Source organism: Kitasatospora sp. NPDC059408 (genome assembly GCF_042751525.1).
GTDB lineage: Bacteria > Actinomycetota > Actinomycetes > Streptomycetales > Streptomycetaceae > Kitasatospora.
This window is the reverse complement of sequence record NZ_JBHYWI010000034.1, coordinates 1-24,766: the sequence shown is the minus strand read 5'-3', so window position 1 is coordinate 24,766 and position 24,766 is coordinate 1. Positions and strand designations below refer to the sequence as shown.

28 protein-coding genes are annotated in these 24,766 nt (G+C 73.8%); 17 read left to right on the top strand and 11 right to left on the bottom strand.

What is annotated here, in order from left to right; translation table 11 throughout:
- The first annotated feature begins 29 nt into the window (after window positions 1-29).
- The gene (locus tag ACFXDE_RS22755; RefSeq protein ID WP_380496645.1) at window positions 30-1,238 is read left to right on the top strand and encodes an MFS transporter; all 1,209 of its coding nucleotides are present in this window, start codon (window positions 30-32) and stop codon (window positions 1,236-1,238) included.
- A gap of 48 nt (window positions 1,239-1,286) precedes the next feature.
- Here ACFXDE_RS22755 and ACFXDE_RS22750 read toward each other — a convergent pair whose 3' ends face one another.
- On the bottom strand, window positions 1,287-1,766 hold the full coding sequence (locus ACFXDE_RS22750) for a MarR family transcriptional regulator (protein ID WP_380446795.1): 480 nt from the start codon (window positions 1,764-1,766) through the stop codon (window positions 1,287-1,289).
- 99 nt (window positions 1,767-1,865) lie between these two features.
- Here ACFXDE_RS22750 and ACFXDE_RS22745 point away from each other — a divergent pair, with 99 nt between their 5' ends.
- The 6 genes from ACFXDE_RS22745 (at window position 1,866) to ACFXDE_RS22720 (ending at window position 6,585) form a co-directional block, all read left to right on the top strand.
- Window positions 1,866-2,234 (top strand): HGxxPAAW family protein, encoded by a 369-nt coding sequence (locus ACFXDE_RS22745; protein ID WP_380496644.1) that lies wholly within the window; start codon window positions 1,866-1,868, stop codon window positions 2,232-2,234.
- Window positions 2,235-2,340: 106 nt separating this feature from the next.
- Window positions 2,341-3,537 carry an acetoin utilization protein AcuC gene (locus tag ACFXDE_RS22740; protein WP_380496643.1) on the top strand — a complete coding sequence of 399 codons (1,197 nt, stop codon included), beginning with the start codon at window positions 2,341-2,343 and terminating at the stop codon, window positions 3,535-3,537.
- A 227-nt stretch (window positions 3,538-3,764) separates the two neighbouring features.
- Entirely contained in the window at window positions 3,765-3,974 is a 210-nt protein-coding gene (locus ACFXDE_RS22735; RefSeq protein WP_148644250.1) for a helix-turn-helix domain-containing protein, read from the top strand.
- Window positions 3,975-4,166: 192 nt separating this feature from the next.
- Window positions 4,167-4,265, top strand: coding sequence for a 30S ribosomal protein bS22 (locus ACFXDE_RS22730; RefSeq protein ID WP_003948845.1), 99 nt, complete (start codon window positions 4,167-4,169; stop codon window positions 4,263-4,265).
- A gap of 150 nt (window positions 4,266-4,415) precedes the next feature.
- Window positions 4,416-5,564: an NAD-dependent epimerase/dehydratase family protein gene (locus ACFXDE_RS22725; protein ID WP_380496684.1), complete on the top strand. Its 1,149-nt coding sequence runs from the start codon at window positions 4,416-4,418 to the stop codon at window positions 5,562-5,564.
- A gap of 7 nt (window positions 5,565-5,571) precedes the next feature.
- Window positions 5,572-6,585 carry a lysophospholipid acyltransferase family protein gene (locus tag ACFXDE_RS22720; protein WP_380496641.1) on the top strand — a complete coding sequence of 338 codons (1,014 nt, stop codon included), beginning with the start codon at window positions 5,572-5,574 and terminating at the stop codon, window positions 6,583-6,585.
- A gap of 138 nt (window positions 6,586-6,723) precedes the next feature.
- Here the strand turns inward: ACFXDE_RS22720 and ACFXDE_RS22715 are convergent, their stop codons facing one another.
- The 3 genes from ACFXDE_RS22715 to ACFXDE_RS22705 all read right to left on the bottom strand — a co-directional run bounded on the left by ACFXDE_RS22715 (window position 6,724) and on the right by ACFXDE_RS22705 (window position 10,770).
- Window positions 6,724-7,638 (bottom strand): DUF5667 domain-containing protein, encoded by a 915-nt coding sequence (locus ACFXDE_RS22715; protein ID WP_380496640.1) that lies wholly within the window; start codon window positions 7,636-7,638, stop codon window positions 6,724-6,726.
- Window positions 7,639-8,345: 707 nt separating this feature from the next.
- On the bottom strand, window positions 8,346-9,167 hold the full coding sequence (locus tag ACFXDE_RS22710; RefSeq protein ID WP_380496682.1) for an ECF subfamily RNA polymerase sigma factor, BldN family: 822 nt from the start codon (window positions 9,165-9,167) through the stop codon (window positions 8,346-8,348).
- A gap of 583 nt (window positions 9,168-9,750) precedes the next feature.
- Window positions 9,751-10,770 carry an HAD-IB family hydrolase gene (locus ACFXDE_RS22705; protein WP_380446780.1) on the bottom strand — a complete coding sequence of 340 codons (1,020 nt, stop codon included), beginning with the start codon at window positions 10,768-10,770 and terminating at the stop codon, window positions 9,751-9,753.
- A gap of 118 nt (window positions 10,771-10,888) precedes the next feature.
- Here ACFXDE_RS22705 and ACFXDE_RS22700 point away from each other — a divergent pair, with 118 nt between their 5' ends.
- The 7 genes from ACFXDE_RS22700 to hemB all read left to right on the top strand — a co-directional run bounded on the left by ACFXDE_RS22700 (window position 10,889) and on the right by hemB (window position 18,303).
- On the top strand, window positions 10,889-11,173 hold the full coding sequence (locus tag ACFXDE_RS22700; protein ID WP_363656471.1) for a glutaredoxin family protein: 285 nt from the start codon (window positions 10,889-10,891) through the stop codon (window positions 11,171-11,173).
- Between the two features lie 177 nt (window positions 11,174-11,350).
- Window positions 11,351-12,118, top strand: a complete 768-nt coding sequence (locus tag ACFXDE_RS22695) for an exonuclease domain-containing protein (RefSeq protein WP_380446777.1) — start codon at window positions 11,351-11,353, stop codon at window positions 12,116-12,118.
- Between the two features lie 101 nt (window positions 12,119-12,219).
- Window positions 12,220-13,113 carry a redox-sensing transcriptional repressor Rex gene (locus tag ACFXDE_RS22690; protein ID WP_380496639.1) on the top strand — a complete coding sequence of 298 codons (894 nt, stop codon included), beginning with the start codon at window positions 12,220-12,222 and terminating at the stop codon, window positions 13,111-13,113.
- A gap of 25 nt (window positions 13,114-13,138) precedes the next feature.
- Entirely contained in the window at window positions 13,139-14,479 is a 1,341-nt protein-coding gene (locus tag ACFXDE_RS22685; RefSeq protein ID WP_380446772.1) for a glutamyl-tRNA reductase, read from the top strand.
- Window positions 14,480-14,520: 41 nt separating this feature from the next.
- Entirely contained in the window at window positions 14,521-15,528 is a 1,008-nt protein-coding gene (gene hemC, locus ACFXDE_RS22680) for a hydroxymethylbilane synthase (protein ID WP_380496638.1), read from the top strand.
- A gap of 73 nt (window positions 15,529-15,601) precedes the next feature.
- Window positions 15,602-17,251: a uroporphyrinogen-III synthase gene (locus tag ACFXDE_RS22675; RefSeq protein ID WP_380446767.1), complete on the top strand. Its 1,650-nt coding sequence runs from the start codon at window positions 15,602-15,604 to the stop codon at window positions 17,249-17,251.
- 71 nt (window positions 17,252-17,322) lie between these two features.
- Window positions 17,323-18,303: a porphobilinogen synthase gene (gene hemB / locus ACFXDE_RS22670; RefSeq protein WP_380446765.1), complete on the top strand. Its 981-nt coding sequence runs from the start codon at window positions 17,323-17,325 to the stop codon at window positions 18,301-18,303.
- A 112-nt stretch (window positions 18,304-18,415) separates the two neighbouring features.
- On the opposite strand, the gene ACFXDE_RS22665 is transcribed toward hemB, so the two are convergent.
- From ACFXDE_RS22665 to ACFXDE_RS22655, 3 genes are all read right to left on the bottom strand, one after another.
- On the bottom strand, window positions 18,416-18,682 hold the full coding sequence (locus ACFXDE_RS22665) for a hypothetical protein (protein WP_380496637.1): 267 nt from the start codon (window positions 18,680-18,682) through the stop codon (window positions 18,416-18,418).
- 209 nt (window positions 18,683-18,891) lie between these two features.
- Entirely contained in the window at window positions 18,892-19,236 is a 345-nt protein-coding gene (locus ACFXDE_RS22660) for a rodlet layer protein (protein ID WP_380496636.1), read from the bottom strand.
- 99 nt (window positions 19,237-19,335) lie between these two features.
- Entirely contained in the window at window positions 19,336-19,680 is a 345-nt protein-coding gene (locus ACFXDE_RS22655; protein ID WP_329929036.1) for a rodlet layer protein, read from the bottom strand.
- A 314-nt stretch (window positions 19,681-19,994) separates the two neighbouring features.
- Here ACFXDE_RS22655 and ACFXDE_RS22650 point away from each other — a divergent pair, with 314 nt between their 5' ends.
- Window positions 19,995-20,657 carry a hypothetical protein gene (locus ACFXDE_RS22650; RefSeq protein WP_380496635.1) on the top strand — a complete coding sequence of 221 codons (663 nt, stop codon included), beginning with the start codon at window positions 19,995-19,997 and terminating at the stop codon, window positions 20,655-20,657.
- A 72-nt stretch (window positions 20,658-20,729) separates the two neighbouring features.
- On the opposite strand, the gene ACFXDE_RS22645 is transcribed toward ACFXDE_RS22650, so the two are convergent.
- The 4 genes from ACFXDE_RS22645 to ACFXDE_RS22630 all read right to left on the bottom strand — a co-directional run bounded on the left by ACFXDE_RS22645 (window position 20,730) and on the right by ACFXDE_RS22630 (window position 22,357).
- Window positions 20,730-21,110 (bottom strand): hypothetical protein, encoded by a 381-nt coding sequence (locus ACFXDE_RS22645; protein ID WP_380496634.1) that lies wholly within the window; start codon window positions 21,108-21,110, stop codon window positions 20,730-20,732.
- A 137-nt stretch (window positions 21,111-21,247) separates the two neighbouring features.
- Complete coding sequence (locus ACFXDE_RS22640; RefSeq protein WP_380446751.1) at window positions 21,248-21,520, bottom strand: chaplin; 273 nt, start codon at window positions 21,518-21,520, stop codon at window positions 21,248-21,250.
- Between the two features lie 106 nt (window positions 21,521-21,626).
- Window positions 21,627-21,869 carry a chaplin gene (locus tag ACFXDE_RS22635; protein ID WP_329929032.1) on the bottom strand — a complete coding sequence of 81 codons (243 nt, stop codon included), beginning with the start codon at window positions 21,867-21,869 and terminating at the stop codon, window positions 21,627-21,629.
- Window positions 21,870-22,105: 236 nt separating this feature from the next.
- Window positions 22,106-22,357 carry a chaplin gene (locus tag ACFXDE_RS22630; RefSeq protein WP_380449117.1) on the bottom strand — a complete coding sequence of 84 codons (252 nt, stop codon included), beginning with the start codon at window positions 22,355-22,357 and terminating at the stop codon, window positions 22,106-22,108.
- 228 nt (window positions 22,358-22,585) lie between these two features.
- Between ACFXDE_RS22630 and ACFXDE_RS22625 the strand changes: the two genes are divergently transcribed.
- Both ACFXDE_RS22625 and ACFXDE_RS22620 read left to right on the top strand, forming a co-directional pair.
- The gene (locus ACFXDE_RS22625; RefSeq protein WP_329929030.1) at window positions 22,586-22,825 is read left to right on the top strand and encodes a chaplin; all 240 of its coding nucleotides are present in this window, start codon (window positions 22,586-22,588) and stop codon (window positions 22,823-22,825) included.
- A 338-nt stretch (window positions 22,826-23,163) separates the two neighbouring features.
- The gene (locus tag ACFXDE_RS22620) at window positions 23,164-24,762 is read left to right on the top strand and encodes an RICIN domain-containing protein (RefSeq protein WP_380496633.1); all 1,599 of its coding nucleotides are present in this window, start codon (window positions 23,164-23,166) and stop codon (window positions 24,760-24,762) included.
- Window positions 24,763-24,766 lie beyond the last annotated feature (4 nt).

Sequence of the window (24,766 nt, the reverse complement as noted above, 5' to 3'; positions counted from 1 at the left end):
GTCGTACCGGCCGGTAGCGAGGTTCCCGCATGAGTCCTGCGTTCCCGTCGAGTGCCGGGGTCCCGTCCCGCCTGCGGGCCGGCCGCGCCGCCCTGGCCCTGAGCTTCCTGCTCCAGGGCACGACGTTCGCGCTGCTGGTCACCTGCATCCCGGAGATCCAGCACCGGTACGGGCTGAGCGACGGGCTGCTGCCGGTGTTCCTGGCCGCCGTGCCGATCCTCGCGGGCGTCGGCTCGATCACCTCCGAACAGCTGGTGAAGCGCACCGGCGCGCGGGCCGTCCTGCGGGTCGTCCAGCCGGGCGTCTGCCTCAGCCTCGCGGGCGTCGGGCTCGGCGACGAGCTGTGGCAACTCGCCATCGCGCTGGGGGCGTTCGGGCTGCTGGTGGGGGCGCTGGACGCCAGCATGAACATGCTCGGGGTGGGGCTCCAGCACCGCTACGGCCGCTCGATCATGATCGGCTTCCACGCCGCGTTCAGCCTCGGCGGCATCCTCGGTGCGGCCGTCGCCGGCCTCGGCTCGCACTACGACCTCGGGCTGCCGCTGCTGTTCGGCACCGCGGCCGCGGTGATCGCCCCGCTCGCCGTCCTGGTCGGCACCCGCTTCGCCGGGCCCGCCGAACTCGGCGACGCCGTCCGGGAGGCAGCGGAGGCCGCCGCCCGCTCGATCCCGTGGCGGCCGCTGCTGCCGCTGTGCCTGGCGATGGCCTTCGCGTACATCGCGGACGCCTCGGTCTCCAACTACAGCGTCAAGTACCTGACCGACGGGCTGGGCAGCCCCGAGGACGTCGCCAAGCTGTCCTACCTCGGCTACATGGTGGCGATGCTGCTCGGCCGCGCCCTCGGCGACCGCGCGGTGCAGCGCTGGGGCGCCGTCCCGGTGGTCCGCGGCGGCGCGGCGCTGGCGGCGCTCGGCTTCGCGGCCGCCGCCGCGGCGCCCGCGGCGTGGGCGGGCATCGCCGGGTTCACGCTGCTCGGCTTCGGCATCTGCGCGATCATCCCGCAGGTGTTCGCGGCCGGCGGGCGGCTGTTCCCGGCCGACTCGGACGCCGCGGTGGCCCGGCTCAACCTCTTCAACTACGTGGGTTTCCTGATCGGCTCGCCGCTGGTCGGCGCGATCGCGGACGGCAGCTCCTACCGCTGGGCGCTGCTCGCCCCGATGGTGCTGGTGCTCGCCGTCCTCCCGCTGGCCGACCGCTTCGCCCCGGCGCCCGCCGCCCTGGCGCCCGCCGAGGCGTAGGGCCTGTCTTCAGGCCCCGGGCCCCCACCCCGCGTCTCACTCGGCGTCTCACTCGGCGCGGATCTCGTCCAGGGACTCCCGCAGGATCGCGCGGGCGCGGGTGAACCAGTCGGTCAGGACGGCGACCTCGTCCGGCGTGTAGTCGGCGAACAGGGCGCCGACGCGCTCGTAGAACGGCCCGTAGACCTGGAGGATGCGCGCCTGCGCGTCGTCGGCCATCACCACCCGCACCCGGCGGCGGTCGGCCGGGTCGGCCTCCCGGTGCGCGTACCCGGCCTTCTCCAGCCGGTTGAGCACGCCGGTGACGGCGCCGGTGGTCAGCTGGGCGCGTTCGGCCAGGTCGCCGGCGGCGAGCGCCTCACCGGCCAGGGCGGCCTCGATGACGAAGCCGAGGCAGGTCAGGTCGGTCACGTTGAGCCCGAGCCGCGCGGCGATGTCCTGCTGCCCGAACTGCGCGAGCGCGATCATCCGGTCCATCGCGTAGAGCGCCTGCTCGGGCGACGCCTGGGGGCGCGGCTTGCCCTTCACCCGGGATCTCCTTAGCATCTAAGTAACTTATCTCGTGAGATAAAACGTCTGTCGGGGTCGAGCCCCGGCGAACCCGTCCATCACACCAAAAGAGGAGACATGGGCGCACACGGCGAACACGACATGGGACACACCGTCGCGGGCTGGACCGGCTCCGTCGTCGTGATCCTCGGCTCCGCGGTCGCGGGCGTGGCCCTCGTGGCCGGCTCGGTCCCCGGCCTCTGGGCCGGCGGCCTGGTCGTCGCCCTCGGGGCGGTGGCCGCCTGGCTGCTCCACGTCGCCGGCCGGGGCAAGCCCACCGGCCCGCGCCCGCCCGGGCAGCGGCACTGGCGCACCCCCGACCCGGCCGGCCGGCACGGCCACCCCGACTGCCTCGGCTGCCGCCTCGCCGGCCGCCGGCCCGCCCGCGCGACGCTCCCCGCAGGCACCGCCGCCACCGCCGCGGCCCCGGCCGGCGACCGCTCCTGACCTTCCGCTTCAAGCCGCCTTTCCCGTACGGGTTTGAACCCCGGCCCCCGGGACTCGCCCCGGCCCGGCGGCCGCCCGCGGACCACCACCCACTACGGTGGAGGCCATGCCCGAAGCCGAGCGTGACCTCCCCTGCGGCCTGCACCTCTTCTGGGACGAGGCCGTCACCGCCTACGACTTCGGCCCCGGCCACCCGATGGACCCGACCCGGCTGGCCCTCACCATGCGCCTCGTCGAGGCCCTCGGACTGGCCACCGCGCCCGGCGTGACCGTCAAGGCGGCGCCCCCGGCCGGGGATTCGACGCTCCAGCTGGTGCACACCCGCGAGTACGTCGAGGCCGTCAAGCACGCCGCCGCCAACCCCGACCGGCACGACGTCCGGCACGGGCTCGGCACCGACGACAACTGGGCCTTCCCGGCGATCCATTCGGCCTCCGCCCTGATCGCGGGCCAGTCCGTCGCCGCCGCCGAGGCGGTCTGGCGCGGCGACGCCCCGCACGCCGTCAACTTCGCCGGCGGACTGCACCACGCCATGCCCGCCAAGGCCTCCGGCTTCTGCATCTACAACGACCCGGCGCTCGCCATCGCCCGCCTGCTCGAACTCGGCGCCGAGCGCGTCGCGTACGTCGACGTCGACGTCCACCACGGCGACGGCGTCCAGCAGGCCTTCTGGAACGACCCCCGGGTGCTCACGATCTCCCTCCACGAACACCCCGCCACGCTCTTCCCGCAGACCGGCTTCCCGACCGAGACCGGCGGCCCCGACGCCCCCGGCGGCGCCGCCAACCTGCCGCTCCCGGCCGGCACCGGCGACGCCGGCTGGCTGCGCGCCTTCCACGCCCTGGTGCCCGAACTCCTCGCCGCCTTCCGCCCGGACGTCCTGGTCACCCAGCACGGCGCGGACACCCACCTGGAGGACCCGCTCGCCCACCTCGCCGTCACCGTCGACGCCCAGCGGCTGATCGCCGAGGACCTGCACGACCTCGCCCACCGCCACGCCGGCGGCCGCTGGGTCGCCACCGGCGGGGGCGGCTACGCCGTCGTGGAGGTCGTCCCGCGGACCTGGACCCACCTCGTCGCCACCGCCGCCGGCCACCCCGTCGACCCGGCCACCGAGACCCCCGAACCGTGGCGCGCCGAGGTCTACCGCCGCACCCGCCGCCCCGCCCCGCTGCGCATGACCGACGGCGCCCGCCCGGTGTGGCGCGACTTCGACGCGGGATACGATCCGGCCGACCGCCTGGACCAGGCGATCCTCGCCAGCCGTCGCGCCGTCTTCCCCCACCACGGCCTGCTGGCCTGAAACCGGCGCCCCGGACGCCCCGCGCGGTGGCTGTGCGCACGCCCACTGCTACGAACCGCCGAGTGACTACGTACTGCAACAGGACTATCTCTCACCGTACGAGGACTGCGCTTCCCCCTCTTCCCACTGGTACCACCCATAACTACTCTGGGGATACACGTGTGCCGGTGGAGTCACCGGAGGGGAAGCCGGTGCCTTGCACACGGGTTAAGGGTCGGGTGATGGTCATGAGTTCCGGCGAACGCCCCCTGCAGGAAGTCGTCTTCCTGACCGTGGCGGAGGTTGCCGCGGTCATGCGGGTGTCCAAGATGACGGTGTACCGCCTGGTGCACAGCGGAGAGCTGCCGGCCATCCGGGTCGGACGGTCCTTCCGGGTGCCCCAGCAGGCGGTGCACGAGTACCTCAAGGAGTCCTACGTGCGGCTCGAAAGCGCGTAGGACGGGGCGCGCGGGTGCGGGGCTCACCGCGGTGGGCTCCGCACCCGTTTGCCACGGATTTCCCGCGTGTTCCCCGGCGGACGGGGGCGCGATTTACAGCCCCGGGCAACCGGACGGTAGGCTAGGCCCTCACGTCAGTCGTATGGACTCCGTCTCTCACGGACGAGAGTCTCAGTGAGCGAGGGTTGTTCCGTGGGCTCTGTCATCAAGAAGCGTCGCAAGCGTATGGCCAAGAAGAAGCACCGCAAGCTTCTGAAGCGCACGCGCGTTCAGCGTCGCAACAAGAAGTAAGCGCCCCCGGACGCGCCCTGCGCGCCGTGCGCTACCACCGCCCGCCCGGGCCCCTCGTGGGCTGGGCGGGCGGTGTCGTTTCACGGCCCGTCGCGGCGGCGCGGTACGGTGCACGCAGGCCGCTCGGGTCGAGGATTGGGGTGGAGCACTGTGGGCGTCGTCGTGCTCGTCACGGGTGTGGCCCGGCAGCTCGGGGCCCGCTTCGTCGCCGAGGTCCGCCGCCGGCCCGACGTCGACCTGGTGGTCGGCGTCGACGTGCAGCCGCCCGGTCGCCCGGTCGAGGACCCGGACGGTCCGGCCGCGCCCTACCGCTTCCACCAGCTCGACCTGCGCCGCCCGGCGGTCGCCCGGGTGATCGCCGAGCACGGGGTCGACACCGTCGTGCACCTCAGCGTCTCCGCCACCGGGCTGGGCTCCACCAACCGCTCCGCGGTGAAGGAGTCCAACGTGATCGGCACCATGCAGCTGCTGGGCGCCTGCCAGAAGGCGCCGGGCGTGCGGCGGCTGGTGGTGAAGTCGACCACCGGCGTCTACGGCTCGGCCCCGCGCGACCCGGCCGTGTTCACCGAACGGATCCAGCCGAAGAACCCGCCCGGCGGGGGCTTCGCCAAGGACGCCGCCGAGGTCGAGGGCTACGTCCGCGGCTTCGCCCGCCGCCGGCCCGACGTCGCGGTGACGGTGCTGCGCTTCGCCAACATCGTCGGCCCCGCCGCCGACACCCCGCTGAGCGAGTACTTCGCGCTGCCGGTGCTGCCGACCGTCCTCGGCTACGACCCGCGGCTCCAGTTCGTGCACGAGGACGACGCCGTCGCCGTGCTCTGCCGGGCCGCCGGCGAGCCCGCGCCGGGCACCGTCAACACCGGCACCTTCAACGTGGCGGGGGACGGCGTCCTGCTGCTCTCCCAGTGCGCCCGCCGGCTCGGCCGGCCCACCCTCCCGCTGCTGCTGCCCGCGGTCAGCTGGATGGCCGGCCTGGCCCGGCAGACCCGCCTGGTGGACGTCTCGGCCGAGCAGCTGCGGCTGCTCACCCACGGGCGCGTCGTGGACACCACCCGGCTGCGGGAGACCTTCGGCTACCGCCCGGCCTTCACCACCCCGGAGGCCTTCGCCGACTTCGCCGCCGCCCGGGGCCCCGGCCTCCTGCCGCCCGAACGGCTCGCCGCCGTCACCGACCGGCTGACCGGGCTGCTCGGCCCCGAAGCGGGCCCCGCCGACCGCGACCGCTCCGCCCGCGGCCGCACCGCCCGCGACCGCGCAGATCGCGACCGCACCGACCGCCCCACCCGACCGAGGAGCTGAACCCGCCATGAGTGCCGCAGCAGAGAACGCGCCGGGCGAGGCCAAGGTCATCCCGATCGAGTCCGCCCCCAGCTGGACCTCCCCGGACCCCGACCACCCGGCCCTCGCCGACCGGCTCGCCGGGGCCGTCGGCGGCGCGCTGTCCGGGCAGCTCGGCCCGGCCGCGACCCGGCTGTTCGGCAAGGGCTGGGAGGGCCGGGCCGCCGAGCGGCTGGCCTTCCTGCGCCGCCGCCTCACCGGCGACTACGAGGTGGACGAGTTCGGCTTCGACCAGGAGCTCACCGAGGAGGTCCTGCTCGGGCTGCTGCGCCCGCTGGCCGAGAAGTACTTCCGGATCGAGGTGCGCGGCGTCGAGCACATCCCGGCCGTGGGCGGCGCGCTGATCGTCGCCAACCACTCCGGGACGATCCCGCTGGACGCCCTGATGACCCAGGTCGCCATCCACGACCACCACCCGAACCACCGCCACCTGCGGATGCTCGCCGCGGACCTCGTGTTCGTGCTGCCGGGCGTCAACGAGCTGGCCCGCAAGGCCGGCCACACGCTCGCCTGCAACGAGGACGCCCAGGCGCTGCTGGAGCGCGGCGAGGTCGTCGGGGTGTGGCCGGAGGGCTTCAAGGGCATCGGCAAGCCGTTCGCCGAGCGGTACAAGCTCCAGCGCTTCGGGCGCGGCGGGTTCGTCTCCTCGGCGCTGCGGGCGGGGGTGCCGATCGTGCCGTGCTCGATCGTCGGGGCGGAGGAGACGTACCCGATGATCGGCAACCTGAAGACGCTGGCCCGGCTGCTGGGCCTGCCGTACGTGCCGATCACGCCGACGTTCCCGTGGCTGGGCCCGCTCGGCGCGGTGCCGCTGCCGACGAAGTGGACGATCCAGTTCGGCGAGCCGATCGCCACCGACGGGTACCCGGCCGAGGCGGCGGACGATCCGATGCTGGTCTTCGACCTGGCGGACGAGGTGCGGGAGACCATCCAGCACACGCTCTACAAGCTGCTGGTGCAGCGGCGCTCGGTGTTCTTCTAGCCGGTTCCCCTGGCGCTGTGGCCCCTTGCAGCGCTGTGGCTCTGTGGCTCTGTGGCTCTTCCGACGCCAGGACGACGGCCGAGGGCCCAGCGGGTTCGCCCCGCCGGGCCCTCGACCGTGGTGTGCCGGCCCGGTGCGTCAGCCGCCGAGGATCCGCAGCCCGGGCAGCAGCCCCGGGATGAGCGGGGGCACGTCGACGCCCTGCTGCTGGCCGCCGGTGGCGGCGCTGGGCGTGGCGGTCGGCTGCTGCTGCGACTGGCCGCCGGGCGCCGCGTCGGTGCTGGGCGAGGGCTGCTGCTTGGCGCCGGTGAGCCCGTTGGTGAGGTTGCCCACCAGCCCGTTGACGGCGTCGGGAGCGCTGGTGGGCAGGTTCCCGGTCAGGCCGTTGCCCTTGGCGCCGGTGCCGCCGGGCAGGAGCGTCCCGGCGCCGGCCGAGGGGTGCTCGGTGCCGCCGGGCCGGTTGCCGCCGGCCGTGCCGGTGCTGCCGCCCTGGGCGGGTGCGCCCGGTGCGGTGCCGGTGGCGCCCGACGGCGCCGGGCCGGTGCCACCGGGGTTCGGTCCGGCGGTGTCGCCGCCCGCTCCCGCGTCGGCCGGTGCACCGCCGGGGGCGGTGGGCTGGGCCAGGCGCAGGGGCGCGACGTCCTCGCTTATGTCGTCGAAGAGCTGGTTCACCAGGTGGGCCTGCGGCGTGAGTTGGGAGGGCAGTCGCCCCTCCAGCTCGGTCCAGCGACCGTCCTCGTCGTGGGCGAAGCCGGCCAGTGTCCGCATCGGGTCGAGCGAGCCGTTGCTCCGGTAGACCGAGCGCAGCAGGTCGCGGCCCTTGATGGCGTCGGCGTGCATGTCGTCCAGTGCGCGGCGGACCTGGTCGACGGTGCCCGGGCTGAGTGCGCCCGCCCCGTCGGTGCGGCCCACCAGGCTCTTGGCCTCCTTGAGCCGGGTCGCGGCGTTGTCGAGGAGCAGTTCGCCGCGCTCGGAGTCGGAGCCCGCCAGGTCGAGCCGGAGTCCTTCGAGGCCGCGCTTCATGCCGTACAGCGTGTCCCCCCGGGAGGGCACTGGTGCTGGCGGCGGCGGCGCCCGCGAGGCTGCCGACGGCGAGGCCGGCGACGAGGCCGCCGATCGCGAAGCGGCGGCTCCAGCGGCCGCGCGGGGCCGTTCGGACCGCGCGGTGCCGACGCTGGCGGGGCACCGCGGCGCCCGGTCCGCCGGCGAAGGCCTGCTCGAACGCGGCCATCAGCTGGGCGCGTTGGACGGTCCGTACCTCCGGGTCGAGTGCCGGGCCGGGCAGTGTGCCCAACGCGCCCGCCAGGCCGACCAGTTCGGCCATCGCGGCGGAACTCTGGCCAGTGGTAGCGGTGTTGGCCGATTCGGCGTCGGCCGTGCCGCCTTGCTCTGCCTGGTGGGCCTCCAGCGCCTCGGCGAAGGCCTTCGCCCGTCGGTGCTCCAGCACGTTTGCCGTCACGGGCCACACCTCCCTTCGTCGTTGTCGACACCCCGGCCTGCCGGACGGTTGCCCCGGCGGGCCAAAGCCACTCCATCGGGTGACGGGTCGCAATTCGGCTTGACCGTACGCGTGGTGGCGGCTTGCACATTGGCCAACGAGCGGTGCGGGTGGTCGGTTACGCACGACTGATCATCGGACCGACCGTTCACCCGGACGTGTCGGTCCGCCACCGGTGGTGACGGACCGACGGCTCGGGCCCGGTGGGGTATCTCCCCGTCGGCGCCGCACGCGGCCGCCGCTGCCCGCACGGCCGTGCGCCTCATCGCGCGTCGGGCGGGAGCAGGCGGGCCAGGGTGCGGACGGCCCGGTACTGCAGCGTCTTGATGGCGCCCTCGTTCTTGCCCATGATCCGCGCCGTCTCGGCCACCGAGAGCCCTTGCAGGAAGCGGAGCGTGACGCACTCCTGCTGCTGCGGGTTGAGCCGGCGTACCGCGTCGAGCAGGGCCGCGTTGGAGAGCGACTCCAGGACCGACTCCTCCGGGCTGCGCTCGCACTCGTTGGAGTCGAGCATCTCGCCGGTGGTGACCTCCAGCCGGAAGCGGCTGGACTTGAAGTGGTCGGCGACCAGGTTGCGGGCGATCGTCACGAGCCAGGCGCCGAAGTCGCGGCCCTGCCAGGTGAAGGTGCCGATCCGGCGCAGGGCGCGCAGGAACGTCTCGCTGGTGAGGTCCTCGGCGGTGGCCCGGCTGCCGACCCGGTAGTAGATGTACCGGTAGACGGTGTCCGAGTAGTGGTCGTAGAGGCGCCCGAAGGCCTCGCTCTCGCCGGCCTGGGCCCGCTCGACCAGCTCCATGATCGGGTTGTGCTCGGTCTCGTAGCCCGGGGTGGGCGCGGTGCGCGTCCGGCTGCGGCCGACGCCGGTGGTGCCGGTGCGGCCGCGGGAGCCGGTGCCGGCCGAGCCGGCCGCGGTGGTGCGCAGCGCGAGCCCGGGGGCCGGCTGGGGCCCGAGCGCCGCCCCGGCCGGGACGAGCTGGGGCGAGACGGTGAGCTGGCTGAGGAGCAGGCTGCGCAGCAGGTCGAGGCCGGTGGAGATCTGCCGGGTGGTGACCGGGCGACCGCGGAGGCCGGTGCGGGGGCGCAGGGGCGCGGACGACGGGCGGGAGGGTGCAGGCGCGTCGTTCCGGACGGGTGGGTACACGGGACTCCCAGAGGCAGAACTGTGGACGGATCACCTCCGCCTGCGCGGAGAGCACGCCACCATGGCCCGTTCGGACGGGGCGGTCGGGTGACGCGCATCCAGGAGAGAATAACGCTTTGTGCAATGACAGCTACACCGTGTGGTCGAAGTGGTCGCTTGGGATCCATTTCGCGTGCATATTCGGCTGACACTGACCGATCGTGTCACCGTTCATCCGGCCCAACGTGACCGAACGAGCGCTCAGGGTGACCAATTCGGCGGTCCGGTGGGCGGTTTCCCTGCCTTGGGGCTCGGTAATCGCCGACTTTCCCGGTCTGGCGAACGATCAGAACCGGTCAGCGGGTATCAGGTTCGAGCAACGGGGTCGGACGGCCCTGCCGTGGACCGGAGTTCGCCCGTACGAGGGGCCAGGTCAGCGGCCCTGTTGACGTCTGGTCACCCGTGAAGGGGAAGGCCGTGCGAGGGAGTTCGGAGCGGCTCCGACGGCAACTCGCGCGCGTCGGGGAGTGGTGGAACGTGCGCGGGATCACGCGCGGCGGCGCCGCCGGTGCAGCGCGACCCCGGCGGCCGTCGCGCCCGCGAGCACGCCGAGCGCGGCCGCGGCCGGCAACCCGATCCTGGCCGCCTTCCGCCCGGTGCGGAAGTCCCGCACCCGCCAGCCCTGGGCGCGCGCGTGCCGGCGCAGCGCGCCGTCCGGGTTCACCACGTACGGGTGGCCGACCAGGGAGAGCATCGGGATGTCGTTGGCCGAGTCGCTGTACGCGGCGCAGCGGTCGAGGTCGAGCCGCTCGCGTCTGGCGAGCGCGGAGACCGCGGCGGCCTTGGCGGGGCCGTGCAGCAGCTCGCCGACCAGCCGGCCGGTGTAGAGCCCGTCGCGGGCCTCGGCGACGGTGCCGAGCGCTCCGGTCATGCCGAGCCGCCGGGCGATCACCCGGGCCACCTCCAGCGGGGCGGCGGTGACCAGCCAGACCCGCTGGCCGGCGTCGAGGTGCATCTGGACCAGGGCGCGGGTGCCGGGCCAGATCTTGTCGGCGACGACGTCCTCGAAGACCTCCTCGCAGAGCGCCTCCAGCTCGGCGGTGGCCTTGCCGGCGACGAGGCCGAGCGCGGTGTGCTGGGCGTCCGAGATGTGGTCCGGGTCCTCGGCGCCGTGCAGCCGGAACCAGGCCTGCTGCCAGGCGAAGCGGGCGATGTCGCGGCGGGTGAGGAAGCCGTGGCGGTACAGGCCGACGCCGAGGTAGAAGATCGCGGCGCCGCGCAGGATGGTGTTGTCGCAGTCGAAGAAGGCGGCGGCGTGCGGGTCCCCGGGCTCGGGGGTGTGGTTGCCGGCGGGTGCCTTGGGGGCCTTCCCGGGCCTGCCGGGGGCCGTGCCAGTGGCCGTGGCGGGTGCGCCGGGGGTGTCGGCGGCGGTGTCCGCGAGGGCTCCGGCCGGCTCGGGCTCGGCGCGCAGGGCGGCCTCCGCCGCCTCGGCCGCGGCCTCGCCCGCGAGGGCGGTCAGCTCGGTGGTGGGGCGCCTTGCGCGGGTGAGCCTTCGGAGCACGGCCATGTCATCGAGCATAGCCAGCCGGGCGCGCAGCGGCCGTGACGGCGGCGTGCCCGTGCGGTGAACAGAGCGCTGCGCGGCCGGGCGCGGGGCCGCCGCGGGCGGGGCGGACAATGGCCGGGTGAGCCCACTGCTGCGACGTGACAAGAGCCCGAAGCCGTCCCCGGCGGACCGTACCGTGACCCTGGTCGGCAAGCCCGGGTGCCACCTGTGCGACGACGCCCGGGAGGTGATCGTCCGGGTGACGGGGGAGCTGGGCGCGGCCTTCGAGGAGAAGGACATCACCCAGGACGAGGAGCTGTACCGGCTGTACTGGGAGCAGATCCCGGTGACGCTGATCGACGGCCGCCAGCACGACTTCTGGCGGGTGGACGAGCGCCGCCTGCGCGCCGCGCTGGGCGGCTGACCCCCCTCCGCCGTCTTTTCCCGGGCTCCGGCCGTCCCCCCCCCCGCCGACCGGCGGGGGCGAGTCGCCGAATCGTTGCCAAACCCACTCCGAACCGGCGATGTCGGAGCGTGTTCGTCGGCTTACGATCGAACTCGTTTGCGCCCGTGGGGGGCTGAGCACACGAGGAGTGCCGCCATGCTTCCCGGTCCCACCCCCGCGCCCTCCGAAGCCCCGGACGGTGCCGGGGCCCAGGGCTTCGCCGTGGTGGACGTGGAGGCGACCGGCCGCAGCCCGTGGCGGCACCGGGTGGTCGAGATCGCGGTGGTCCTGCTGGACGGCGAGCTGCGCCCGGAGGGCGAGTTCGCGACCCTGCTCGACCCGCTGGGCCCGGTCGGCCCGACCCACGTGCACCGCATAAGCCAGGCGGACGTCGAGGGCGCCCCGCGCTTCCGGGAGATCGCGCCGCGGCTGCTGGAGCTGCTGGCCGGCCGGGTGCTGGTGGGGCACCACGTGAGCTGCGACCACGCCTTCCTGGACCGTGAGTTCGCCCGCATCGGCGTGCCGCTGCCGCCCGTCCCGCTGCTGTGCACGATGCGGCTGGCCCGCGCGCTCCTGCCGGAGGCCCGCGGCCACGGCCTGGCGGCCTGCGTGGAGGCGGCCGGCCTCGGCTGGTACCCGGCGCACACCGCGCTCGGCGACGCCCGGGTGACCGCCGAGCTGCTGCGCCACTGCGTGGGCGTCCCGGGCGGCCCGCCGGACGACCTGGCGCCGGACGACCTGGCGGGGGCGCTGCGCGAGGCGGCCCTGGTGCCGTGGCCGCGGCTGGGCCGGGCCCGTTCCCGCCCGTCCGGGGCGGCCGTCCCGCTGCTGCGCCGGGAGGCGCCGTACGGCCCGTGGCTGCCCGGGGTACCGGCCCCGGCCGTGGTCCTGACGGACTGCGGTGCTATGGGTTCGACGGCGTGATGCGCATCACTGTGCGGGGACAAATCGGACACCATCTTTGTGCACACGTTCACAAACGCATAGCCTGGCTGCCAAAGCCCAGCTTCACCCACAGGAGCACCGTGGCAATCGGCCGATCACCACAGAGCAGTTCGCAGACGCCCGACCAGGGCGCCGCGCGCCGACCCTCGCGTGCCCGGGGCATCCCGGAGGCGACCGTCGCCCGCCTGCCCCTCTACCTGCGGGCCCTCACCGCGCTCTCGGAGCGCTCGGTGCCGACCGTCTCCTCCGAGGAGCTGGCCGCCGCGGCCGGGGTCAACTCCGCCAAGCTGCGCAAGGACTTCTCCTACCTCGGCTCCTACGGCACCCGCGGTGTCGGCTACGACGTCGAGTACCTCGTCTACCAGATCTCCCGCGAGCTCGGCCTGACCCAGGACTGGCCGGTCGTCATCGTCGGCATCGGGAACCTCGGCCACGCCCTCGCGAACTACGGCGGCTTCGCCTCCCGCGGTTTCCGGGTCGCCGCCCTGCTGGACGCCGACCCGAACGTCGTCGGTTCCACGGCGGCCGGGCTGCCGGTGCGCCACATGGACGAGCTGGAGTCGATCGTCGAGAGCCAGCACGTCTCGATCGGTGTCATCACCACCCCGCCCGGTGCCGCCCAGCAGGTCTGCGACCGCCTGGTCGAGGCCGGCGTCACCAGCATCCTCAACTTCGCCCCGACCGTGCTGACCGTCCCGGACGGCGTGGACGTGCGCAAGGTGGACCTCTCCATCGAGCTGCAGATCCTGGCCTTCCACGAGCAGCGCAAGGCCGGCGAGGAGCCCGACCGCACCGAGTCGGTGCTGGACCGCGCCCCCGGCCCGGTCCGCGCCGCGGCCGCCAAGCTGCGCCGCGCGGCCGGCGGCAACGGCAAGGGCCGCGCCGAGACCACCGCCAAGGACCAGGCCGAGCAGGCCAAGGGCAAGCCGGCCAAGGGCGGCGAGGGCGATCTGTCCGCGGTGATGCCCGCATGAACACGAAGATCTGTGGGGGGCGGGCGTGAGTCTTCTCGTCGTAGGACTGAGCCACCGGACGGCCCCGGTCGGCGTGCTGGAGCGCGCCGCGCTGACCGGTGACGCGCCGACCCGGCTGCTGCACGACGCCGCGGCCACCGCGACCGTCGCCGAGGCCGCGCTGCTCAACACCTGCAACCGGATCGAGCTGTACGCGGACGTCGACAAGTTCCACGCCGGCGTCGCCGAGCTGTCCCTGCTCCTGGCCCACCACAGCGGCGTGGACCTGGAGGAGCTGACCCCCCACCTCTACGTCCACTACGAGGACCGCGCCGTCCACCACCTCTTCTCGGTGGCCTGCGGCCTGGACTCGATGGTCGTCGGCGAGGGCCAGATCCTCGGCCAGCTGCGCGACGCGCTCGCCAAGGCCCAGGAGGAGCACACCGCCGGGCGCGACCTGAACGAGCTGTTCCAGCAGGCGCTGCGGGTCGGCAAGCGGGCGCACAGCGAGACCGGCATCGACAAGGCCGGCCAGTCGCTGGTGACCTTCGGCCTGGAGCAGGTCGCGGCCGGCGCGGGCGAGATCGCCGGCAAGCGGGCCCTGGTGGTCGGCGCCGGCTCGATGAGCTCGCTGGCCGCCGCGACCCTGGTCCGCTCCGGCGTCACCGACCTGCTGGTCGCCAACCGGACGCCCGCGCGCGCCGAGCGCCTGGTCGAGATCCTCGGCCCGGGCGTGGCCCGCACCCTCGACCTGGCCAAGGTGCCGCAGGCGCTGGCCGACGTCGACCTGGTGATCTCCTGCACCGGCGCGGCCGGCGTGGTGATCCGCGCCGAGGACGTCGCCGCCGCGGTCGCCCTGCGCCGGGCCGAGCAGCCGCTCGCCCTGCTGGACCTCGCGATGCCGCGCGACGTCGACCACGCGGTGCACGAGCTGCCCGGCGCCCTGCTGGTCGACCTGGAGAGCCTCTCGCACGCGCACGCCGCCAGCCCCGGCGCGGGCGACGTGGACGCCGTCACCCGGATCGTCGCGGACGAGGTCACCGCGTTCGGCGCCGCCCAGCGGGCCGCCCGGATCGCGCCGACCGTCGTCGCGCTGCGGTCGATGGCCTCCGACGTCGTCGCCGCCGAACTCGGCCGGCTGGACTCCCGGCTGCCCGACCTGGACGAGCGCTCGCGCGCCGAGATCACCCAGACCGTCCGGCGGGTCGTCGACAAGCTCCTGCACGCACCCACCGTGCGGGTCAAGCAACTCGCCGCCGAGCCCGGCGGCGCCTCCTACGCGGACGCCCTGCGCGAACTGTTCGACCTCGACCCGGCGGCCGTGCACGCCGTGTCGGGCACGCCCGTCGGCGGCCGGCCCCAGCCCTCGGGCGGGAGCGCCGGATGAACCGTCAGCCATCCCACGAGTACCACCGGGACGATCACCTCATGAATGGTCAACCGATCACGGAGCAGGCTCCGGCCGCCCCCGCCCTGCGGCTCGGCACCCGGCGCAGCGCGCTCGCCATGGCCCAGTCGGGCATGGTCGCCCGCGAGGTGACCAGGCTCACCGGGCGCGCCGTCGAGCTGGTCGAGATCACCACCTACGGCGACACCTCGCGCGAGGCGCTGGCCCAGATCGGCGGCACCGGCGTGTTCGTCTCCGCGCTGCGCGACGCGCTGCTGGAGGGCCGGATCGACTTCGCCGTGCACTCGCTGAAGGACCTGCCCACCGCCGCCCCCGAGGGCCTGGTGCTGGCCGCCGTCCCCGAGCGCGAGGACGTCCGCGACGCCCTGGTCGCCCGCGAGGGCCTGGCCCTGGACGAGCTGGTGGAGAAGCTGGCCGGCGCCGGCCGCCCGGCCCGGATCGGCACCGGCTCCCCGCGCCGGATGGCCCAGCTGAACGCCTGGGCCGCCGCCCGCGGCGCCGCCCTGGAGACCGTCGCGATCCGCGGCAACGTGGACACCCGGATCGGCTACGTCACCAAGGGCGAGCTGGACGCCGTGGTGCTCGCCACCGCGGGCCTGAACCGGCTCGGCCGCAGCGCCGAGATCTCCCAGCACCTCGACCCCGAGCTGATGATCCCGGCCCCCGGCCAGGGCGCGCTCGCCATCGAGTGCACCAGCGCCGACACTGACCTCGCCGCCGCGCTCGCCGCCCTCGACCACGCCCCCACGCGGGTCGAGGTGGCCGCCGAGCGGGCGCTGCTGGCCGCCCTGGAGGCCGGCTGCTCGGCGCCGGTGGCCGGGCTGGCCACCTGGGGCCGGCCGAACGAACTGCGGCTGGAGGGCGTGGTCGGCACCACCGACGGCGCCACCCTGCTGAAGATGTCCGCCAACGGTCCGATCGTCCTCGACGAGACCGCCGAGCAGCAGGCGACGGCCCTCGGCCGCGCGCTGGCCGCCCGGCTGCTCGACGCGGGCGCGGCCGCCCTGATGGGGGAGCGAGCCCGATGAGCGAGCGAAGCGAGCGAATCATGAAGAGTTGCGCGTTTCGCGAAGAGACCGCCGAGCGCAGCGAGGTGGGCGCATGAGCCCCACCGCCGCCACCGACATCCCGTTCCCGGGCGGCCAGTCCGCCACCGGACGGTGCACCTTCCTGGGCGCGGGCCCCGGGGACCCGGGGCTGCTGACCCTGCGCGCGGTCGAGGTGCTGTCCTCGGCCGACGTCCTGGTCGCCGATCCGCTGACCGCCGCCGCCGTGCGCAGCCACTGCCCGGCCGGCGTGCAGGTGCACACCCCCGGCGCCGAGGGCGTCGAGCTCGACCTGGCCAAGCTGGTCGCCGAGGCCGTGCGGGCCGGCAAGCACGTGGTCCGCACCGTCGACGGCGACCCGGGCCTGGACGGCTGCGCCGCCGAGGAGATGCTCAGTTGCGCGGGCGACGGGATCGCCTTCGAGGTGATCCCGGGCGTCGCCCAGTCGGTCGGCGTGCCGGCCTACGCGGGCGTCCCGCTGCGCGGCTCCGCCGGTGCGGACGTGCGCTTCGTCGACGGCGCGGCGCTGCTGGCCGGCGGCCCCGTCGACCTGGGCGCGCCGGAGACCACCCTGGTGGTCCGCACGACGCTGGGCCAGCTGCCCGCGACCGCCGCCGCGTTGGTCTCCAACGGCCGCAAGCCGGAGGCGGCGCTGAGCGCGACGCTGTCCGGCACCACCACGCGCCAGCGCACCTTCACCTCGACCCTGTCCGGCATCGCGGCCGACCTGAAGGCCGCCCGGGTGCTGCCCTCGCCGGTCTCGGCCCCGGTCGACCCGGCCACCTCGGTGATAGCCGTGGTGGGCGAGCAGGTCGCCCACCGCGCCTCGCACTCGTGGTTCGAGACCAAGCCGCTGTTCGGCTGGAACGTCCTCGTGCCGCGCACCAAGGAGCAGGCCCACGGCCTGTCCGAGCAGCTGCGCTCGTACGGCGCGGTGCCGCAGGAGGTGCCGACCATCGCGGTCGAGCCGCCGCGCACCCCGCAGCAGATGGAACGGGCCATCAAGGGCCTGGTGACCGGCCGCTACGAGTGGATCGCGTTCACCTCGGTGAACGCCGTCCGCGCGGTCCGGGAGAAGTTCGAGGAGTACGGCCTGGACGCCCGCGCGTTCGCCGGCATCAAGGTCGCGGCGGTCGGCGAGACCACCGCGCAGGCCCTGGTGGACTTCGGCGTGAAGCCGGACCTGGTGCCCTCCGGCGAGCAGTCCGCGGCCGGCCTGCTGGAGGACTGGCCGCCCTACGACCCGGTGTTCGACCCGATCGACCGGGTGCTGCTGCCGCGCGCCGACATCGCCACCGAGACCCTGGTGGCCGGCCTGGTCGAGCTCGGCTGGGAGGTCGACGACGTGACGGCGTACCGCACGGTGCGCGCCTCGCCGCCGCCGGCCGAGACCCGCGAGGCGATCAAGGGCGGCGGCTTCGACGCGGTGCTCTTCACCTCGTCCTCGACCGTGCGCAACCTGGTCGGCATCGCCGGCAAGCCGCACAACGTCACCGTCATCGCCTGCATCGGCCCGGCCACCGCGAAGACCGCCGAGGAGCACGGCCTGCGGGTCGACGTGATGGCCCCGGCCCCGTCGGCGGCCGCGCTGGCCCAGGCGCTGGCAGACTTCGGGGCCAAGCGCCGCGACACCGCGACCGCTGCCGGTGAGCCGGTCTACCGGCCCAGCGAGCGCCGCCCGGGCTCGCGCCGCAAGGCCCGCTGACCCCTGTCCGGGACCCGGGGGCGGCGATCCCGTCGCCCCCGGAGCTGCACCACCGTTCGGAGAGAGAAGCCGTGTCCGCTGAATTCCCGTACGTTCGCCCCCGCCGGCTGCGCCAGAGCCCGGCGATGCGCCGTCTGGTCGCCGAGACCCGGCTGCACCCGGCGGAGCTGATCCTGCCGCTGTTCGTCCGCGAGGGCGTCAGCGAGCCCGTCCCGGTCGGCTCGATGCCGGGCGTCGTCCAGCACACCCGGGACACCCTGCGCAAGGCCGTGGTCGAGGCCGCCGAGGCCGGGGTCGGCGGCGTCATGCTGTTCGGCGTCCCGCTCGTGCAGGACGCGATCGGCAGCGAGGGCACCAACCCGGACGGCATCCTCCAGCAGGCGATCCGGGACGTCGTCTCCGAGGTCGGCGACTCCCTGGTGGTCATGTCCGACCTGTGCCTGGACGAGTACACCGACCACGGCCACTGCGGCGTGCTGGCCGCCGACGGCAGCGTGGACAACGACGCCACCCTGGAGCGCTACGCCGAGATGGCCCGGGTCCAGGCCGACGCGGGCGTCCACCTGGTCGGCCCGTCCGGCATGATGGACGGCCAGATCGGCGTCGTCCGCCGGGCGCTGGACGAGGCCGGGCACCAGGACACCGGCATCCTCGCCTACACCGCCAAGTACGCCTCGGCCTTCTTCGGCCCGTTCCGCGAGGCGGTCGGCTCCTCGCTCAAGGGCGACCGCAAGGCCTACCAGCAGGACCCGGCCAACGCCCGCGAGTCGCTGCGCGAGCTGGAGCAGGACCTCGCCGAGGGCGCGGACATGGTGATGGTCAAGCCGGCCATGGCCTACCTGGACATCCTGCGCCAGGTCGCCGACGCCTCGCCGGTGCCGGTCGCCGCGTACCAGGTGTCCGGGGAGTACGCGATGGTCGAGGCCGCGGCGGCGAACGGCTGGATCGACCGGGAGCGGATGATCATGGAGACGCTCACCTCGATCCGCCGGGCCGGCGCCCAGCAGATCCTCACCTACTGGGCGGTCGAGGCCGCCGCGATGCTCAAGTAGCCGTCGTTACCCGCCCGATCGCCTCCGGGCGCGCCCTTCGGCTCGGGGCGGGGACGGCGGAAGGCCGGGCCCCCTCCCCACGAGGAGGGGGCCCGGCCTTCCGCCGTACGGCCTACCGGAAGTCGTGGATGTGGGCGAAGCCCTCCACGCCGCCGGCCACGTCCTTGGCGGTGGCGGCGCCCCAGCCCTCGCCACCGGTGACGATGTGCGAGGTGTGGGCGACGGCGGCCCACTGGTCGGCCGCGAACACCGGGTCGGCGGAGCCGACGAACTCGCCGCCCCCAGCCAGGCCGACGTGCGCGAACGCCGGGGTGGCGGCACCCGCGAGCGCGAGCGCGGCGGTGGCGGTCAGCGCGACCTTGGCCAGCTTGCTCTTCATGGTTCTGCCCTCTCTTCGGGAGCGCCTCGGCCGGCGCTCTGCCTGTGACACGTGATCACTTCCGGCCGTCCGGCCCGCCGCCCCACGCGCCGGACCGGACGGCCGTTCACCCGGCCGGGCGCGCGCCCGCCGGACACCTCGTCCGTACAGCCCGGAGGGCCCGGGGAGACCAACCTCCCCGGGCCCTCCGTCCGTGCCGTGCCCCTTGATCAGCCGATCAGGTGCGAGACACCCGCGTCGCCCGAGGACTGGGTGTTCTGGCCGACGTTGCAGATCTGCTTCGGGGTGCTGTTCAGGACCGGCACCTCGACCGGAACCGCGACGCCGACGACGGCGACGGCGATGTTGTGGACCTCCGGCAGGCAGATGTTGGCGTTGTCCAGGGTGTGGAAGTTCGGGCTGGCGTTGCCGTGGGTGCCGGTCTGGTTGGTGCCGCCGTTGCCCTGGACCGAGGTGGCGGCGCCGTCCGAGTCGACGATGGCGGAGGCCGAGCCGGCGGACATCGCGATGGCGGCGGCGGCCAGGCCGGCAGCGGTGAGGGACTTCTTGATCATTTCCGGTTTTCCTCTCGAGGGGTGAATCGGGGAGCGATTCGAAGGGATGGTTCAGGGGGCCTGCCCGGGAGCTGCAGGCGGTACGGCTCGGACGGTTCGTCAGCCGACCAGGTGCGAGACGCCGGCGTCGCCGTGGCTCTGGGTGCCCTGGCCCTGGGTGCAGTACTGCTTGCCACCGCTGTTGGCGATCGGGACCTCGACGGGGACGGCCACACCGAGAACGCCGACGGCGATGTTGTGGATCTCGGGGAGGCAGACGTTCGCGTTGTCCAGGAAGTGGAAGTTCGGGCTGTTGTTCCCGACGGTGCCGGTGAAGTTGGTGCCGCCGTTGCCCTCGATGGAGGCGGCGGCGCCGTCCGCGTCACCGATGGCGGTGGCCGGCGCGGCGGCGGCGGCCAGCGCGGCGACGGCCAGGCCGGCGGCGGCGAAGGACTTCTGGATCATGGGGAGATCCCTCTCTGAAAAGCTCTTTGGTTTCCGTGCGTACAACGCGTAGAACGCTCAGACCCGGTCTGCAGTCACTGACGTCCAGATCAAAGAATGACGGCACGGAAGGTTACGGGGATTTTTGAAAAGAGTCCGGGAGGCGCGTCCGGGAGTGGTTTCCGGTCGGATTATTAGGCCGAATCGGTTAACCGCCGCAATCGGTACTCCCGCTCACTCGTTGAGGCAGATTGCTTTACGGCTGCGGTACTCGGGTAGCGCGGCCGTACCCCCTCGGAAGATCTCCAGTACGGACAGGCAGAACGGTGAAAAGCATGAAGTTCTCCAAGCGGGCCGGCGCGATGCTGCTGGCGGTCGGTGCGGGCGTGCTCGCCTCCCAGGGGGCGGCCTCCGCCGCCCCCATGAGCCCCGACCAGGTCGGAGCGCTGGAGGACAAGCTGGCCACCCAGCAGGTCCCCGCGGACATCCCGCTCGCCCCGCTGGACAGCCACCTCACCGCGGGCATCCCCACCTCGCTGGTCATGCCGCCGGCGCCGGGGCGGACCACCAGCACCAGCACCGAGCTGCTCCCCGACCGCCTCGTCCCCGAGCTGCGCACCGGCAAGGTGGGCCCGAGCGCCAAGGCCGAGCTGCCCGTCCCGCTGGTGGACCAGAGCACCGACCTCGGCAAGGTGCTGCTGGACGCCCCCGCGGCGCCGCTGCGCGCCGACACCCCGGGCCTCGCCCTCGGCAAGCCGCTCTCGCTCGCCCAGGACGGCAGGGGCCAGCTGGCCGGCGGTCACCTGAAGGTCGACGAGGTGGACCCGCGGCTGGTCACCGGCGCCGTCCAGGCGGTGCCGGGCGCCACGGCGACCCTCGGCAACGAGGATCACCGCCTCTCGGTCACCGACGAGGTGAACGACCTGGCCACGACCACCGCGGCCACCACGACCGGCGTCGTGCAGGAGACCGGGCTGACGGACCTCGCGCAGCTCTGAGTCCTCCGCGCACATGCGAGAGCCCGGCACCCCGCCTCGTACGGGTGCCGGGCTCTCGCGTGTGCGCGGGCCTCAGCCCGGCAGGACGCCGGTCAGTCCGCCGACCAGCGGGAGGTCCTTGGCGCCGCCCCCGGCGCTCAGCGGACCGGTCAGCGTACCGGTGCCGACCGGCGCGAGGCCCTGGTCGGGCTGCACGGTCGCGCCGTTGTTGAGCACGTCGGCCGAGGAGTTCGCCCACGGGTCCAGGCGCAGGCTCTTGATCGGCGCGATGCCGTAGCCGAGCCCGGAGGTCGTCCCGTTCAGCGCCTGGCCGACGTCCGTCTTCGTCAGCGTGGCCGGGCCGGCCTCCGGGACCGGGTGCGGGGCGGTGGCGGCCTGCGCGGAGCCCGCGCCGAGCAGCACCGCGGCGCCGACGGCGGCGGCCAGTCCGGCCCCGCCCTTCTTCGAAACCATGCGGATCACCCTTCGGTGGATCGGGATCCGGTCGGCCGGCGGCCGGCCGGGAGCAGGGGGCCGTCCGGAGATGCCGAACTGCCCCCCGGCCGGTCGGTCGGGGGGCAGTTCGGCCGGAACGCGTGCCGACCGGAGGATCAGCAGTCGTCCGCGTCGTGGTGCGGGTGCATGTCCACGTTGGCGCAGCTGTTGCCGAAGGCCGGGTTCAGCAGGCCGACCACGTTGATGGAGTTGCCGCACAGGTTGATCGGCACGTGCACCGGGACCTGGATCTGGTTGCCGGAACCGACGCCGGGGGAGCCGGCGGCCACGCCCTCGGCGCCCGAGCTGGCGGCGGCGGAGCCGGCCGCGCCGAGCACCAGGCCGGCGGCGGCGGCGGAGAGGACGGCGACCTTCTTCACGTTCTGCATGGGGGTTGATCTCCTCGATCACACACGGGTGGAGCGTGCCGCGCCCCGTCGCGGGGCGCGGCACGGACTCGGTGAATCAGCTGTCGCCGGGGCGGCGACCGCGGGTTCAGCCGACGTTGGCGCAGCTGTTGCCGAAGGCCGGGTTCAGCAGGCCGATGACGTTGACGGTGTTGCCGCAGACGTTCAGCGGGATGTGGATCGGCACCTGGATCTGGTTGCCGGAGAGCACGCCGGGGGAGCCGGCGGCCACGCCCTGGGCGCCGGAGCTGGCGAACGCGCCGCCGGCCGCACCGAGGACCAGACCGGTGGTGGCCAGCGTCAGGACGGCGGCCTTCTTGAGGTTGCGCATGTTATTTCCTCCGTTTTCTGCCCGACGGATCGCGAATGTCGGGAGCCGGGCGAGCAGGAATGCTCGCCCGCTGGCTTCTGGGATTGCCGTGGTTTGTCACTCCGTCGGCGCACACCGGCGTGTTCCGCCCATGGCTCGGGCGTGGCCGCGGTGGCCGCTTCTCGGCGCCTCGCGGACGGTTTCCCGCACGGCCGGGATAAGGTCCGGGGCAAGGCGCGACCAGGAGGAATTCCCGGTCAGGCGTTGAGGCAGTGATTGCCGAACGCCGGGTTCAGGAGGCCCGCCACGTCGACCGAGTTGCCGCACACGTCGAGCGGGATGTGCACGGGGACCTCCACCGAGTTGCCCGAGACCACGCCGGCGGAGCCGGCCGCGACACCCTCGGCGGTCGCGCCGTGCAGGTGGTGGGCGGACGCGACGCCGGCACCGGCGGCGAGCAGGGCGGCGGTGGCCGCGGTGCCGGCGACGCCGTGGGCTAGCTTGCGCATGGGCGGTACTCGATTCGTGTAGGGGCCTGAGTGGAGCGTGTTCCGCCAGGGAGAACGAGGCAGGGCGCGAGGGGAAACGGTCCGGTCCGGTGATCACCCGAATGCCGGGTACCGCCACCGTTGCGCCACACGGGTGACATGGCGTGTGCGCTCGCAACCGCTCCCGACGGGCCTCGTTCTAGTTGTCGCACTCCCCGTGCATCTCTGTTGAACAGTCAGGAGGCTCGTATGAGCATCAAGAAGACGGCTGCCGTCGGTGCCGCCGTGGTGGGTATCGTCGCCGCGGGCGCGGGCTCCGCGATGGCCAGCTCGGGCGCCGAGGGCGTCGCCGCGGGTTCCCCCGGTGTCATCTCCGGCAACCAGATCCAGATCCCGGTGCACATCCCGGTCAACCTGTGCGGCAACTCGGTCGACGTCATCGGTGCGCTGAACCCTGCGTTCGGCAACCACTGCGCCAACCTGGGCTGATTCCGCACCCGGTTCGGCCGGGTGTCGAGCCGCTGTCCCGCGCTTCCCTCCTGGGGTGCGGGCGGCGGCTCTTTCGCATGTCCGGGGGCGTCGCGACGGCTCGCGGAGCGTCAACTTCCGCTGCTGTCACAAGCCTTGTTGCGTTACTTGTCAGTACCTAGAATGTGAGACCTGCTCATCTTTCTGCTCCGCGTTCTTGCTCCGCGCCGCTCGGCGCCCCCGGCCGGGCGGTCCCCACCCCCCCCCGCAAGGAGTCGCGTGTGATCAGGTCACGACTGTCGGCGGCGCGCAGAACCCGGACGGTTGCGCGCCGCTCCCCGTACGGCGCACTTCTCGCCGTGAGCGCCCTCGTCGCCACCCTCGGCCTGGCCGGCGCACCCGCCGCCCTCGCCGACCAGGCCCCCGCGGCCGACGGCGCCCGCCCGGCCGCGATCGTCGCCCTCGGCGACAGCGCCATCTCCGGGGAGGGCGCCGGCACCGACACCGGCGACGGCTACTTCCCGGACACCGACACCCCCACCAACTACTGCCACCGGCACCCGAAGTCGGAGGTCTTCGTCACCGACATCCCCGGGGTGACCCCGATCGACCTCGCCTGCTCCGGCGCCCAGACCGGCGACCTGGTCAGCGACCCGGAGCTGGCCAAGATCACCGGCGGCGGCAGCGGCGACTTCGGCGAGCCCAAGCAGGACGTCAAACTCGCCGACGCGGCGGGCAAGTACGACGTCAAGATGGTCGTCGTCACGATCGGCGCCAACGACGACTTCGACTTCAGCGGGATCATGATGCACTGCCTCGCGCAGTACTTCCCGATCCCGAAGAGCCAGGGCTGCCGCGACACCATCGGCAGCGCCGACATCGCCCAGCGGGCCAAGCGCGTCCAGCCCAAGGTCGTCGCGGCGCTGCAGAACATCCGGCAGACCATGCGCCGGGCCGGCTACGCGGACTCCTCCTACCAGCTGGTCTACCAGTCGTACTTCAACCCGATCACGCCGGACATCCGGCGCAACGACTACCTCGGCAAGATCGCCGACGGCTGCCCGGCCTTCCCCGAGGACCTGGCCTGGGGCCACAACTGGGTGGTGCCGACGTTCAGTGACGCGCTCCGCTCGGCGGCCGAACAGGTGCCCGGCGTCCGGTACCTGGACCAGCGGCGGGTCGCCTTCGGGCACGAGGTCTGCGCCGAGTGGACCAGTTCCCCGTACGAGTACAGCAACGGGGACGTCATCAACCTCTCCGAGTGGGCGCGCAACGGCTGCGACTCGCAGATCGGCATCCCCGGCCTGTGCATGAACATGGTCCGCCAGTCGTACCACCTGCGCGTCGCCGGCTACCGCGGCGAGGGCGTCTGCCTCGGCCAGTTCTTCGCCCGGCCCGACCAGGCGGAGGCCTACTGCACGCTCGACCAGCAGAACACCACGTCCATCCAGCCGCTCACCCCCGGGCAGCCGTTCGGCGACGGCCCCGAGGACGGCGCCTGGTACCAGCTGACCAACGCGGCCACCGGCAACGCGCTCGACCTCACCGGCGGCGGCACCTACGGCGACGCGACCAACGGCCGCGCCGCGATCAGCTACCCGGCCACCGGCGGGCTGAACCAGTCGTTCGTCCTGGAGGCGAAGGCGGGCGGCGGTTACGAGCTCGACTTCAGCGGCAACCGGGACATGTGCCTGGACGCCGACGCCGCGTCCGTCGCCGTCGGCACCCGGATCCAGCAGTGGGGCTGCAACGGCGGCGGCAACCAGCACTGGGTGTTCAAGCCGGCCGGCGGCGGCCGCTACACGGTCGCCGACTCCCAGGACCAGGGCAAGGTGCTCACCGCCGGCGGCGGCCGCGACGCGCAGGGCAACCCGCTCGTCGTGCTCGCGGCCGACACCGGCGCCGCCGACCAGCTCTGGCAGCTCACCAAGCTCGGCATCGTCTACCTCCACGGCTGACACC